The organism is Roseibium salinum (assembly GCF_026240905.1).
GTDB lineage: Bacteria > Pseudomonadota > Alphaproteobacteria > Rhizobiales > Stappiaceae > Roseibium > Roseibium salinum.
Genome location: NZ_JAPEVI010000003.1, coordinates 1,841,017 through 1,854,785, shown reverse-complemented (window position 1 = coordinate 1,854,785; position 13,769 = coordinate 1,841,017). Strand labels below are relative to the sequence as shown.

At 61.2% G+C, this 13,769-nt stretch carries 14 protein-coding genes; 13 read left to right on the top strand and 1 reads right to left on the bottom strand.

Going from position 1 to position 13,769, the window contains the following annotated elements; translation table 11 throughout:
• Positions 1-53: 53 nt before the first annotated feature.
• The 12 genes from ldtR (at position 54) to ON753_RS13080 (ending at position 12,343) form a co-directional block, all read left to right on the top strand.
• Positions 54-569 carry a transcriptional regulator LdtR gene (gene ldtR, locus ON753_RS13135; RefSeq protein ID WP_265963093.1) on the top strand — a complete coding sequence of 172 codons (516 nt, stop codon included), beginning with the start codon at positions 54-56 and terminating at the stop codon, positions 567-569.
• A gap of 378 nt (positions 570-947) precedes the next feature.
• Positions 948-2,258 carry a L,D-transpeptidase family protein gene (locus ON753_RS13130; protein ID WP_265963091.1) on the top strand — a complete coding sequence of 437 codons (1,311 nt, stop codon included), beginning with the start codon at positions 948-950 and terminating at the stop codon, positions 2,256-2,258.
• A 108-nt stretch (positions 2,259-2,366) separates the two neighbouring features.
• Entirely contained in the window at positions 2,367-2,594 is a 228-nt protein-coding gene (locus ON753_RS13125; protein ID WP_265963089.1) for a DUF6898 family protein, read from the top strand.
• 329 nt (positions 2,595-2,923) lie between these two features.
• Positions 2,924-4,234 carry a serine hydroxymethyltransferase gene (gene glyA / locus ON753_RS13120; RefSeq protein WP_265963087.1) on the top strand — a complete coding sequence of 437 codons (1,311 nt, stop codon included), beginning with the start codon at positions 2,924-2,926 and terminating at the stop codon, positions 4,232-4,234.
• 27 nt (positions 4,235-4,261) lie between these two features.
• Entirely contained in the window at positions 4,262-4,738 is a 477-nt protein-coding gene (gene nrdR / locus ON753_RS13115; RefSeq protein ID WP_265963085.1) for a transcriptional regulator NrdR, read from the top strand.
• A gap of 20 nt (positions 4,739-4,758) precedes the next feature.
• Positions 4,759-5,883: a bifunctional diaminohydroxyphosphoribosylaminopyrimidine deaminase/5-amino-6-(5-phosphoribosylamino)uracil reductase RibD gene (ribD, locus tag ON753_RS13110; protein WP_265963083.1), complete on the top strand. Its 1,125-nt coding sequence runs from the start codon at positions 4,759-4,761 to the stop codon at positions 5,881-5,883.
• A gap of 1 nt (position 5,884) precedes the next feature.
• A complete protein-coding gene (locus ON753_RS13105; protein ID WP_265963082.1) occupies positions 5,885-6,496 on the top strand; it encodes a riboflavin synthase in 612 nt (203 codons plus the stop codon).
• 158 nt (positions 6,497-6,654) lie between these two features.
• A complete protein-coding gene (ribH, locus tag ON753_RS13100; protein WP_265963081.1) occupies positions 6,655-7,104 on the top strand; it encodes a 6,7-dimethyl-8-ribityllumazine synthase in 450 nt (149 codons plus the stop codon).
• 5 nt (positions 7,105-7,109) lie between these two features.
• On the top strand, positions 7,110-7,628 hold the full coding sequence (gene nusB / locus ON753_RS13095; protein ID WP_265963080.1) for a transcription antitermination factor NusB: 519 nt from the start codon (positions 7,110-7,112) through the stop codon (positions 7,626-7,628).
• A gap of 2 nt (positions 7,629-7,630) precedes the next feature.
• Entirely contained in the window at positions 7,631-8,629 is a 999-nt protein-coding gene (thiL, locus tag ON753_RS13090) for a thiamine-phosphate kinase (RefSeq protein WP_265963078.1), read from the top strand.
• A 131-nt stretch (positions 8,630-8,760) separates the two neighbouring features.
• On the top strand, positions 8,761-9,984 hold the full coding sequence (locus tag ON753_RS13085; RefSeq protein WP_265963076.1) for an MFS transporter: 1,224 nt from the start codon (positions 8,761-8,763) through the stop codon (positions 9,982-9,984).
• Between the two features lie 220 nt (positions 9,985-10,204).
• On the top strand, positions 10,205-12,343 hold the full coding sequence (locus ON753_RS13080; RefSeq protein WP_265963074.1) for a sodium-translocating pyrophosphatase: 2,139 nt from the start codon (positions 10,205-10,207) through the stop codon (positions 12,341-12,343).
• A gap of 284 nt (positions 12,344-12,627) precedes the next feature.
• Here the strand turns inward: ON753_RS13080 and ON753_RS13075 are convergent, their stop codons facing one another.
• Positions 12,628-12,960 carry an outer membrane protein assembly factor BamE gene (locus ON753_RS13075; protein ID WP_265963073.1) on the bottom strand — a complete coding sequence of 111 codons (333 nt, stop codon included), beginning with the start codon at positions 12,958-12,960 and terminating at the stop codon, positions 12,628-12,630.
• A 246-nt stretch (positions 12,961-13,206) separates the two neighbouring features.
• Between ON753_RS13075 and ON753_RS13070 the strand changes: the two genes are divergently transcribed.
• A complete protein-coding gene (locus ON753_RS13070) occupies positions 13,207-13,755 on the top strand; it encodes a ubiquinol-cytochrome C chaperone family protein (RefSeq protein ID WP_265963072.1) in 549 nt (182 codons plus the stop codon).
• Positions 13,756-13,769: the final 14 nt, after the last annotated feature.

Below are 13,769 nucleotides of genomic sequence, written 5' to 3'. Positions count from 1 at the left end.
CAAGGCGGGAACAATATCCGTCGAACGACAGGTACTACAAGAGGCGCAATCACATGATCACCGCAAGTAGGGCAGTTGACGCTGTTGCACCGGGTCAATCGGAAGAAGCGGAAATCAAACCGCTTTACCTTGAGGCTCTTACGCTCGTTGAGCGGCTGCACAGGCGTCTTCTCGACGTTATCAAGGACGAGTTCGACCGCATGGGCCGGTCAGATGTCAACAGCGTACAGGCACTGCTGCTGTTCAACATCGGCGATGCCGAGCTCACGGCAGGTGAGCTGCGGACCCGTGGTTACTACCTGGGGTCGAACGTTTCCTACAATTTGAAGAAACTGGTCGAAACCGGCTACATCCATCATCAACGTTCCCGCATGGACCGCCGGTCCGTCCGCGTGAGCCTGACCGACAAGGGCCAGGAAGTGGCGAAGATCGTCAACGATCTCTATGAACGCCACATTCTGTCCGTGGAACAGGTTGGTGAAATCGGTCCGGAGGATTTCGTTTTCCTGAACAAATCCCTGCGCCGGCTGGAACGTTTCTGGACCGACCAGATTCTTTACCGCCTGTGAAATTTCGCGGCACATTCAGATGACAAGGCACCGCCCACCGGGCGGTGCCTTCTGCGTTTTGGAACATCTTGGGTTCAAGGCCGGACTCCGTCACATATCTTGACGCGAACTTGTGCTTCAATCGTGTGAAAAACGGCCAAAATACTGGACTGGAAGTCGGCCACACCTTATGAGGGCGGCGTTCCTGACATCTTTAGGTCACAATGAAATGTAATTTGACCGCGTTCCCGGAAAAAGATGGTTAAGGAATCATGCGATTTGTTAACTCCCATCCGTTAGGAATCGGAGCAGGAGCGGCAGCGGTCCGTTTTTGTGTGGCCGCGCCAAAGGCACAAGAGCAAAAATCCGTGCGAGAAATGTAGCAAAATGGGGTTGCCAATGAACCTTTTTTCCCATCCGTTCGGGATAAAGCTTCACCTGAATGTCGCCAAGCGGCAGACGCTGATGAGCCTGTGCGCTCTTGGGATCGCCGTGCCTATGTTGGCAAGCGGCCAGGCCAGTGCACAGACCGCGATGCAGTCCCTCCGGCAGAACCAGCAGGGTCTCGAGTGGACTGACAATTTCGACATCGCGACCGAAAACATCACGGAAGTGAATTCGTCCGAACCGACCCTGTCGCCCCAGACGGCCGACTATATCGCCGTGGCAATCGATCGCTATCAGCGCATCGTTCAGAGCGGCGGCTGGGGAACGGTCACACCCGGCGGCAAGGATCTGCGGATCGGCGCCAAGGACCCGCGCGTCGTCGAATTGCGCCGCCGCCTGATGGCTTCCGGCGACCTGGAGCAGCACGCCGGCCTTTCCGATACGTTCGACTCCTACGTGGATGCAGCCCTGCGCCGCTTTCAGTTGCGCCACGGGCTGATCCCGGACGGCGTCATGGGGGAGACGACGGTTCAGACGCTCAACATTCCGGCGGATGTTCGGCTGCGTCAGCTGGAAACCAACCTCGTGCGCATGAAATCCATGTCGGGCTTTCTTGGCGACCGCTACGTGATGGTCAACATTCCGGCGGCGGAAATCGAAGCGGTTGAAGACGGCCGGGTCCGCTCGCGGCACACGGCGGTTGTCGGCAAGATCGACCGCCAGACGCCGATCCTGAACAGCAAGATCTACGAACTCAACTTCAACCCGTACTGGACGGTTCCCGTTTCGATCATCCGCAAGGACCTGATCCCGAAAATGAAGCAGGACCCGGAATACCTGGCCAAGAACAAGATCCGGATATTCGACTGGCACGGCAACGAACTCGCGTGGCAGCAGATCGACTGGAACACGGACGAGGCGACGCAGTACCGCTTTACCCAGGATCCTGGTGCGGAAAACTCGCTCGGCTCCGTCCGCATCAACTTCCACAACGAGCACCAGGTCTATCTGCACGACACGCCGTCCAAGACCCTGTTCGGCGAAGACTACCGCTTTCACTCGTCCGGCTGTGTACGGGTGCAGAATGTTCGTGAGCTGGTCACCTGGCTGCTGGAATCGACGACACCCGATTGGGATCGGTCCCGTGTGGATGGCGTCATTCGCAGCGCTGAACGCGAAGACGTCAAGCTGAAGACGCAGATCCCTCTCTATCTCACCTATGTGACGGCATGGGCGAATGCGGACGGCGTGATCCACTTCCGGGACGACATTTACGACCGGGACGATCTCTTCTATGCGAGCGAGAGCCAGGCCCGTCTGTGACGAAATGCCGGCCCGGTTGCATCTGACTGGCATGTTTAGCGAAACGCCGACCTTGATAAGGCCGGCGTTTCGTGGATTCTGACTGCTTCCATGCAGGGAGGCAAGGTCATGAGTCGCGATCCGCGGCCAGGCGAGATCTATCTCGAATTCCGTCCGGTCGGTCACCAGGTGCAGGTGACCGCAATCGATGCCGCAACAGGTATCGAGGTCTCCATATTCGGTCCCGCTTCGGCGTCCCGGGAAGACCTGAAACGCGTCGCCGTTCGCAAATTGCAGCGCCGCATCGCACAGGAAAATCCATCTTCCGCACCGCAATCCGACCCGACGCTCTATTGAGCCGCGGGGTCCTTCGGCCGAAGCCTGTATTGATCCAAGGCGCCTCGAGCCGCCGTAGAGGCGGTGCGAGCCTGGCAAATGACCGGAAGGAAAAGCCTGCAGTGCGCCGGCAGGCATTCCTCTTGAAACATACCCTTCCGCACAGCCCGGAAAACATGCCCGGATGACCCTCGAAGTCGTTTTCAAATCGGCGCGCGTCGGTAAGACCCTTGGTTCTTGGCCGGCCTTATGTTAATCCCTCGCCTCAGTTGGCAAGGCGGTCAGACGACGCCCGGCGAAGTCCGCATCGCCCATGCCCCGTTTTTTCACAAGAATAAAAGGATGGCGAAATGTCTTTGATGGAAAGCTCCGGTCAGTCCGCGCAGTCCGGTTTCTTCACCCGCAGTCTGGCTGAGGCGGACCCGGACATTTTCGACACCATCGAAAAGGAACTTGGCCGTCAGCAGCATGAAATCGAGTTGATCGCGTCCGAGAACATCGTCTCCCGCGCCGTACTGGAGGCCCAGGGATCGATCTTCACCAACAAATATGCCGAAGGTTACCCGGGCAAGCGCTACTACGGCGGCTGCGAATTTGCCGACATCGTCGAAACCCTGGCGATCGAGCGGGCCAAGCAACTGTTCGATTGCAATTTCGCGAACGTTCAGCCCAATTCCGGCAGCCAGATGAACCAGGCCGTGTTCCTGGCGCTGCTGCAGCCGGGCGACACCTTCATGGGCCTTGACCTGAATTCCGGCGGTCACCTGACGCACGGTTCCCCGGTCAACATGTCCGGCAAGTGGTTCAATGTGGTTTCCTATGGCGTGCGCCAGAACGATCACCTGCTCGACATGGAAGAGGTCGAGCGCCTTGCCAACGAACACAAGCCGAAGCTGATCCTGGCAGGCGGCACTGCCTATTCCCGTATCTGGGATTGGAAGAAGTTCCGTGAGATCGCCGACAGCATCGGTGCTTACCTGATGGTCGACATGGCGCATATCGCGGGTCTTGTCGCCGGCGGCGTGCATCCGTCTCCGCTTCCCCATGCCCATGTGGTCACCACGACGACCCACAAGTCCCTGCGCGGCCCGCGCGGCGGCATGATCCTCACTAATGACGAGGACATCGCCAAGAAGATGAATTCCGCCGTCTTCCCGGGTCTTCAGGGCGGTCCGCTGATGCATGTCATCGCGGCGAAGGCGGTTGCCTTCAAGGAAGCGCTGCAGCCGGAATTCAAGACCTATGCCCGCGCGGTCACCGAAAACGCCAAGGCGCTCGCCGAGGTTCTGAAAGAGCAGGGGCTCAACATCGTCTCCGGCGGCACCGACAATCACCTGATGCTGGTGGACCTGCGTCCGAAAAACGCCACGGGCAAGGTTGCTGAAAAGTCGCTCGGCCGCGCCAACATCACCTGCAACAAGAACGGCATTCCCTTCGACCCGGAAAAACCCTTCGTCACCTCCGGTGTCCGCCTCGGCACGCCCGCGGCGACGACGCGCGGCTTCGGCGTGGCGGAATTCCGCGAAGTCGGCCTGCTGATCACGGAAGTGTTGGACGGTTTGAAGGCCGCAAACAGTGAAGAGGGCAACGCGGCAGTTGAAGCGGCCGTCAAAGCCAAGGTAGAAGCACTGACAAACCGGTTCCCGATTTACGGGGGATAATACCGGCTCGGTCAGGAGCTAAGAAAAATGAGATGTCCGTTTTGCGGCGGCGAGGAAACCCAGGTCAAGGATTCCCGCCCGACCGAGGACAATACCGCCATCCGCCGCCGCAGGATCTGCAACACCTGCGGCGGCCGCTTTACGACATTCGAACGGGTTCAACTGCGCGAGCTTCTGGTGCTGAAACGCTCCGGCCGCAGGGTTCCCTTCGACCGGGAAAAGCTGATGCGGTCGGTGCAGATCGCCGTTCGCAAGCGGCCCGTGGACCCGGAAAAGATCGAGCGCATGGTCAGCGGCATCGTCCGGCAGCTGGAAAGTTCCGGCGAGAACGAAGTCACCGCCGAAACCATCGGCAATCACGTCATGGAGGGGCTGAAGGCCATCGATGACGTCGCCTATGTGCGCTTTGCTTCCGTTTACAAGAACTTTCGCGAAGCCAAAGACTTTGAGGCGCTTCTGGACGAGCTCAGCGATCCGGAAGGTCATCTGCTGAAAAACAACTGATCTGTTGCGACTGGTCTTTCATGTCAGCCATTTCCAATCTTGACGAGCGTTTCATGGCCGCCGCCGAACGCCTGGCCCGTCGCGGGCTTGGGCGCGTGTGGCCAAATCCCTCCGTGGCAGCCCTGATCGTGCGTGAAGAAAGCGGCGGGCCGGTGCTGGTCGGGCGCGGCGTTACCTCGCGGCCGGGCATGGCTCATGCGGAAGTGAACGCCCTCAATCATGCGGGAGAACAGGCCCGGGGGGCCACATGCTACGTGACGCTTGAGCCGTGCTCCCACTATGGCCGCACGCCGCCCTGCGCGCTGGCCCTGGTCGATGCGGGGATCAAACGCGTCGTCGTGGGCATGCTGGACCCAAATCCGCGCGTCGCCGGACGCGGTGTGGAGATGCTGCGGGAGGCCGGGGTCGACGTTACCGTCGGCGTGCGCGAAGCGGCCGTGAAGGTGCTCTATCACGGCTTCACACTGCGCCAGCGCCGCCAGCGGCCGCATGTCTTTCTCAAGCTGGCCGTGTCGCAGGACGGTTACATCGGCCGGGCGGGAGATGGCCAGATCAAGATCTCCGGGCCGCTCTCCATGCGCAAGGTGCACGGCTTCCGGGCCGAACACGACGCCATCCTGATCGGATCCGGAACGGCGCTGGAAGATGATCCGCAGCTGACCTGCCGGCTGCCCGGCCTCGCCGACCGCTCTCCCGTCAGGGTGATTGTCGACCGGTGTGCACGCCTCCCGGTGGACTCGCAGCTCGTGAAAAGCTGCGTGGATGTGCCGGTCTGGCTGGTCTGCGCCAATGATGCCGATCCGGACAGGATCCGGGACCTGGCGGCCGCCGGTGTGCATATCATCCGCGTCCCCGCGTCAGCCGCCGGCATAGAGCCCTCCGTCATTCTCAGCGCACTGGCAACGCGCGGCGTCACCCGGCTGATGGTCGAGGGCGGTGCGAGAATTGCCTCGTCCTTCCTGGCGGCGGATCTGGTTGATGACCTGTGTGTCGTCACGGGCAATATCGTCATCGGCAACGATGGCATAGCGGCCCTGCACGGTCTCGATCTTGCGGATGTCCTGAAAGACCCCAAATTTGGGCGGGTCGATGCCGGCAGGTTCGGTGACGACAGTTTCATCTATCTCAGACGGCGTGGAGCCTGACATGTTTACCGGTATTGTGACCGACCTCGGCGAAATCCTTTCCATCGAAGACATTCCGGCCGGCAAACGGACGCGCATCCGCACCGCCTATGATACGGAGACCTTCGATATCGGCGCCTCGATCGCCTGTGCCGGTGTTTGTCATACCGTGACGGCCAAGGGAAACAGCCCCGAGGGCAACTGGTTCGACGTGGAATCTGCCGCCGAGACCCTGGCCTTGACGACCGTTTCCAACTGGAAGGTGGGGCAGAAGGTCAATCTGGAGCGGTCGCTGACCATGGGGGCGGAACTTGGCGGTCATCTGGTTCTGGGTCACGTTGATGGTCTGGCAACAGTGACCAGACGCGAGGACCATCCCGATTCCGTCTATTTCCAGTTCGAAGCGCCAGGAGAAGCGGCGCGCTTCATCGCAAAGAAGGGCTCGGTTGCGCTCGACGGCACGTCCCTGACGGTCAACGAGGTGGACGGTCTGCTGTTTTCCGTCTTCCTCATTCCGCATACGCTGGAGGTGACCACGTGGTCCGAGCGCCAGGCGGGAGACAAGATCAACCTTGAAGTCGACATGATGGCCCGCTACGCGGCGCGTCTTGCGGAATTCGCAAAGACCGGGTAGGGGAGACGGTCCCTACATCATCGAAACGAGCTATGATCGTCAGCCGCGTCTTCCTGGCGGCACATTGTTGCCGGGTTCCAGCGGTCCCTTACGAATGAGACTGGACAAACCGGGGCAGACGTGGTTCCTGTCGCGGCCCTTCAAAGGATTCTAGACCCATGAGCGCTGCACCGAAACTTCTGATCATCGAAGCCCGCTTCTATACGGAACTGGCCGACGCGCTCGCAGAGGGCGCGATCAAGACGCTCGAAGCGGCAGGGGCTGCCTACGACCGGATTGCCGTTCCCGGCGTGCTCGAGATCCCGGCAGCGCTTTCAATGGCCATGACCGCAATGGAAAACAACGGTGACTTCTATGACGGTTTCGTTCTGCTGGGGGCCGTTATCCGCGGCGAGACCTCTCACTACGACATTGTCGCCAATGAATCGAACCGCGCCATCATGGATCTTATCGTGGATGCGGACCTGGCCGTTGGAAATGGTATTCTCACCGTTGAAAACAGTGCGCAGGCATGGGCCCGTGCGAAGGTGGACGAGAAGAACAAGGGCGGCGCCGCAGCTCAGGCGGCCCTCGACATGATTGCCCTGCGCGAACGGCTTGGAGCGTAAGAAATATGACCGGAAAGGCCGACCCGGAACAACCGGCTAAGACTGTACGCCCCGCGAACAAGCGAGGCGTTGCGCGTCTCGCTGCGGTCCAGGCTCTTTACCAGATGGACGTGGGCGGCGCATCGCTTGCCAGCGTCATCAGCGAGTTCACCGCCTTCCGTCTCGGCAAGGAGATCGACGGTGCGCAATACCGCGAAGCCGACGAGCAGTGGTTCAAGAATATCGTCTCCGGCGTCGTTCACGATCAGAAGTTTCTGGATCCCTATATCCACACCGCGCTGACCGAGGACTGGCCGCTGAAGCGGATCGACAGCCTGCTGCGGGCTATCCTGCGCTCGGGCTCCTATGAGCTTCTGCGCCGCAAGGATGTTCCCGCCAAGGTGATCATCTCGGAATATATCGACGTCGCCAAAGCCTTCTTCGAGGATGACGAACCGGGCCTCGTCAACGGCGTGCTGGACCGGCTGGCGCATGAACTGCGCGATGCGGAGTTCGACGCCAGGGACGCGGACGGCAGTTCCTGATCATGGACGACGGCCGGCCTGGCGAGTTTGAGCTCATCAGACGGTACTTTGCGCCGCTGGCGAAAGATCCCGGCAGTCTGGGCCTGACCGATGACGCGGCCGTCCTGACGCCCAGACCGGGGGTCGACCTTGTCCTGACCAAGGACATGCTTGCCGCGGACGTCCACTTCTTCGCCGATGATGCGCCGGAGGCGATCGCTGCAAAGGCGCTGCGGGTCAACCTGTCGGACCTTGCCGCCAAGGGCGCCCGCCCGCGCGGCTACCTGATGGGGCTGGCCCTGCCAGCCGATTGGACGGAAGGCTGGGTGGCGCGGTTCTGCAACGGCCTGGCGGCCGACCAGCAGGCGTATGGGGTTCATCTCCTGGGCGGCGACACGATCCGCTCCTCAAACGGGCTCCAGGTGTCCATCACCGCGATCGGTGAGGTCGACACCGGCAAGGCCGTACGCCGGTCAGGGGCAAGGCCCGGCGACATACTGTTCGTCAGCGGGACGATCGGAGATGCGGCGGCCGGCCTGCACGCACGGCTTGATCCGGACTTCAGCCGGGTGCACGACCTCACGCAGGACGAAGAACGTCACATCCTGAACCGCTACCTGCTGCCCCGCCCGCGGACCGGACTGGCCGGACCGGTGACCGGCTTTGCCACCGCGGCAATGGACATATCCGACGGGCTCATTGCCGATAGCGCGCATATGGCACGGGCCTCCGGTGTCGGTCTCTCGATCGATCTTTCGAAAGTGCCGCTGTCCGGCGCGCTTCAGCGTCTCAAGATGAACGCCCGCCACGAGTTTATGCGCTGCTTCAATGGCGGGGACGACTACGAGATCCTTGCGAGTGTCTCAAAAGACAAAGCCGCGGCCTTTCAGAAAGCCGCAGCTGCCGCCGGTTGCCCCGTCACGGAAGTCGGGCTGGTGGAAGAGGGCAGTGGCACCGTCCGTCTTCACGATGCCGGTCAATCGCTGGACTTGTCTACGGGCGGCGGCTTCCGGCATTTCTGAACGCGTCCAAGTGCCGGGTGGCGCGCTGTACCGTGCAACATTTGAACAGCTTCCTGTTTCAAATTCCCGCTGCGACGTGATACCGGTAAAATCCACTTCCTTCCGGATTCACCTGTTCAGAGACATGACCGATGACAGCCGTAACACCGGACTCCTTTGTTGACGATCGCCTGGCCAAGCGCAATGCGCTGCTTCTTGCGCTGGCCCAGGCCCTCGGTGGAGCATCGGCTTCCATCGTGATCGCAACCGGGCCGCTGGCCGGCTACATGATGCTGGAGGAGGACAAGTCGCTTGCCACGCTGCCGGTCTCGGCGATGGTTCTGGGCACGGCCTTCGGGACAATACCTGCCGGAATGATCATGCGCCGTTTCGGCCGCCGGGCAGGGTTCATGGGGGCCGCCCTTCTTGGCGTCCTGTCCGGTCTGCTGGCCTCATATGCCATGTTCCGGGATGAGTTTCTGTTGTTTTCACTTGCCCTGTGCATGGGCGGCCTCGCGGGAGCCTTCGTGCAGCAATACCGCTTCGCCGCCGCGGACACGGCAAGCGATGCGTTCAAGCCGAAGGCGATTTCCTGGGTTCTTGCCGGTGGGGTCCTGGCGGGCATCGTCGGCCCGCAGACCGTCATCGCCACGAAGGACCTGTTCGAACCGATCCTGTTTGCGGGGACCTACCTGGCGCAGGCCGGGCTGGCTCTCGTCGCGTTCTGCCTCCTCGCCTTCATCAGGATTCCCATACCGCCCCGGCAGACACATGCCCAGGCGGGCGGGCGCCCGCTGAGGCAGATCATGGCGCAGCCGCGCTTCATCGTGGCCGCCGCCTGCGGCATCTGTTCCTACGCGCTCATGAGCCTCGTGATGACCGCCACGCCGCTGGCGATGATCGCTTGCGGCCTGAGCGAAAACGATGCCGCTCTCGGTATCCAATGGCATGTGCTGGCCATGTTCGGTCCCAGCTTCTTCACCGGCAACCTGATCGCCCGCTTCGGCAAGGAACGCATCGTCTCCATCGGGCTCGCCCTGTTGGCCGGCTGTTCGATCGTCGCGCTGATGGGGGTGGAGCTGGCCCACTTCTGGACCGCTCTCGTACTGCTCGGCCTCGGCTGGAATTTCGGCTTCATCGGGGCAACGGCGATGCTTACCGACACCTATCGGCCGGAGGAACGGAATCTGGTCCAGGCCACCAATGATTTCCTGGTGTTCGGATTCGTCGCAACGGCGTCTTTTTCCTCGGGTGCGCTGCTCAACGTGTTCGGCTGGGGCACGGTGAACGTGCTTGTCTTCCCGTTCGTGCTGTTGTGCCTCGGTCTGCTCGGCTGGCTCGTCGTAGCTGAAAGAAAAGCAGTTACAACCGCTTAAGGTATCTTTCCAAATTCCGTTTCGTCGGCGCAGCGCAATTATTGCACTGCGTCAAATGATACCGTAACGGAACTGTCAAATTAAACAATGTGAGAGCTTGACGAGCCGCTCTGCTTTGCTGCTATCGTGTCGACGCTTCACGCTGGGGAATTGACGTGAGGTGCAGCCTGGCGGGTGAAAAGAACAATAAGATCCTCCCGCCGCAGTCTTGGGAGGAAGTATGATCGAGCTTGTCGTCATCATTTTTTGTGGCCTCTTGTCCATCGCCTATGGCGTGTGGGCGATTCAGTCCGTCATGGCAGCGGATGCGGGTAATGCCCGCATGCAGGAGATCGCCGAGGCGATCCAGGAAGGGGCCAGGGCTTATCTCAACCGGCAATACACGACCATTGCCATCGTTGGAGCTGTTGTTTTCGTACTTGCCTGGATTTTGCTTTCCGGACCCGCGGCGATAGGATTTGCGATCGGCGCCATTCTCTCAGGTGCTGCCGGCTACATCGGCATGATGGTTTCCGTCCGCGCCAACGTGCGCACCGCCCAGGCGGCCAGCCAGAGCCTCGGGGCAGGACTGGAAATCGCGTTCAAAGCCGGTGCCGTCACCGGCCTTTTGGTTGCCGGCCTCGCGCTTCTTGGCGTTGCGGTCTACTACACCGTCCTGACGGCCGGCATGGGTCTCGACCCGACCGACCGCACCGTCATCGATGCCCTGGTGGCGCTCGGTTTCGGCGCATCGCTGATTTCGATCTTCGCCCGTCTCGGCGGCGGCATCTTCACCAAGGGTGCCGACGTTGGCGGCGATCTGGTGGGCAAGGTCGAAGCGGGCATTCCCGAGGACGATCCGCGCAACCCGGCGACGATTGCCGATAACGTGGGCGACAATGTCGGCGACTGTGCCGGCATGGCTGCCGACCTGTTCGAAACCTATGCGGTGACCGTGGTCGCCACCATGGTTCTGGCATCCATCTTCTTCACCGGCGGGCAGGCGCTCGAACTCATGCTTCTGCCGCTCCTGATCGGTGCAAGCTGCGTGGTGACGTCCATCATCGGTACGTTCTTCGTCAAGCTCGGCGCGAACAATTCGATCATGGGGGCTCTCTACAAGGGCTTCATCGCCACGGCTGTGCTGTCGGCGGTCGCTCTGGGGATCATCATCTTCGGCTGGCTTGGCGCCGGGACGGAATACACCACGTCCGGCGGCGTGACCTTCACCGGCTTCGACCTGTTCATCTGTGGTCTCGTCGGGCTGATCGTCACCGGTCTGATCATCTGGGTTACCGAGTACTACACGGGCACGCAATACCGGCCCGTGAGGTCCATTGCCCAGGCGTCGGTGACCGGTCACGGCACCAACGTGATCCAGGGCCTCGCCATTTCGCTGGAAGCGACGGCGCTTCCCGCGCTCGTCATCATTGCCGGTATTCTGGTCACCCATGCCTTTGCCGGCCTGTTCGGCATTGCGATTGCCGTCACCACGATGCTGGCCCTGGCCGGGATGGTCGTGGCGCTCGATGCCTTCGGCCCGGTAACGGACAACGCCGGCGGCATTGCGGAAATGGCCGATCTGCCGGCCGAAGTCCGGTCCACGACCGACGCGCTGGATGCTGTCGGCAACACCACCAAGGCCGTCACCAAGGGCTACGCGATCGGCTCCGCAGGCCTCGGGGCCCTGGTGCTGTTTGCTGCCTATACGGAGGACCTGAGGTTCTTCTCAAGCAATGCGGCGGAAGGCTCGATCTTCTACGGCATCGATGTCAGCACCCTGTTCTCGCTCTCCAATCCATACGTGGTGGCGGGGCTCCTGTTCGGCGGTCTGTTGCCGTATCTCTTCGGCGGCATTTCCATGACAGCCGTGGGCCGGGCTGCCGGGGCGGTGGTTGAGGAAGTCCGCCGGCAGTTCAAGGAAAAGCCGGGCATCATGGAGGGCACGGAACGGCCGGATTACGGCCGCGCCGTGGACATGCTGACCAAGGCCGCGATCAGGGAAATGATCGTGCCTTCGCTGCTGCCGGTGTTGTCGCCGATCGTGGTGTTCTTCGTGGTGCGTGCCGTGGCAACGCCCGCCGACGCTTTCGCGGCTCTGGGGGCAATGCTGCTGGGCGTGATCGTGACCGGCCTCTTCGTCGCCATTTCCATGACGGCGGGCGGCGGTGCCTGGGACAACGCCAAGAAGTCGTTCGAGGACGGCTTCACCGACAAGGACGGCGTTACCCACCAAAAGGGCAGCGAGGCGCATAAGGCTTCGGTGACCGGCGATACGGTCGGCGATCCTTATAAGGACACCGCCGGACCTGCGGTGAACCCGATGATCAAGATCACCAACATCGTCGCCCTGCTGTTGCTGGCGGTGCTGGCGCACTGATCACCGGTGATCAGAAAACAAAACCCCGGCCTTTGGGCCGGGGTTAGATTGATGACAAACCCTCAGTTCGTCATCCCGGACAGAGCGAAGCGGAGATCCGGGATCGGTGAACCGAGGGCTATCGAATAGAAGGGAAGGCTTGTGGCTTTCCGATCCCGGCTCGCGCTGCGCTTGGCCGGGGTATTTTGTTGGGAGCGACGGATTCTGCCTTCGCCGCCATCCGGCATTCCGGCGCGGCAGGCGTCTCCGCCTTCAGGTGACAGCACCTGACTTGAGGAAAGATCCTAAAGACCGAGGCCCGGGTTGGTCGCGCCTTTCAGGATCTGGGTCAGGAAGCCGTAGTCGGCACCGCCCGTGCGGGTCTTGCGGGTGACGATATCGACGATCTTGCCGTCTTCCAGCGTGTAGTTGCCGATATCCTGGGCGTAGCCATCCTTGTCGAAATAGACGGCCACCACGCGCTGCTCGACGATGTCGGGCGCAAAGAACGCGGTCGTCGCGGTCTTTTGCGAAATGTAGTAATAGGCGTCGCCGTTCAAACTGGATGTCGTCGACGGCGAGCCGAGCACCAGTTCGACCTGTTCACGGCTGGAGCCCACCTGCACCTGGTTCAGCATGTCGGAGGTTATGACATGCCCGTGTGTATAGGTGGTGGTGAAGCACCCCCCAGCGGCAGTGTAACCAGAAGCGGAAGGAACAGGGCGCTCGCCTTGAAGTTCATGTAAGAAGTCCTGTTTCGCCGGACAGGTCCGGCTGCTCTTGCATTCGTTGCTTGGCAAAGTGTCTATCGTGGGATAGGGCACATGACAACACCTGAGTCTAGGGCTGGGCCCTAGCCGCCTCTCATCGTGAAGGAGACGGTCATGCTATTCGGCCTGTTCCGCCGCCGGACCCGTGACGCCGAGCACAGGGTCTATTGTGAAATCGTGGCTCAAGCGCGGCAGCCGGCTTTCTACGCGGATTTTCTCGTGCCCGATACGATCGACGGCCGGTTCGACATGATTGTCGCTCACGCGGTGCTGTACTTCCGGCGCATGCGCGGCGAAGGAAAGGAGGTTGCGGACTTCTCCCAGAACGTCTTTGACCTCTTCTTCCAGGACATGGACGCCTCGTTGCGCGAAATGGGTGTCAGCGACACCCGCGTGCCCAAGAAGGTGAAGGTCATGGGCGAGGCCTTTTACGGTCGCGCCGATGTCTATACGCCGCCAATCGAAAGTGGCGACGTCGACCAGCTGGCAGAAGCGCTCGGCCGCAATATCTATCCGGACAATGCCGAGCCGGTCGCACAAACGCGTCTTGCCCATTATATGCTGGAAGCGGCAAGCCGCCTGAGCGGCCAGTCCCCGCAAGACCTGATGAGGGGAAAGATAGACTGGCCGGACCCGGAAGCATTCAAGGACCTTCCGGTGTGAAGATCGCCGAACGC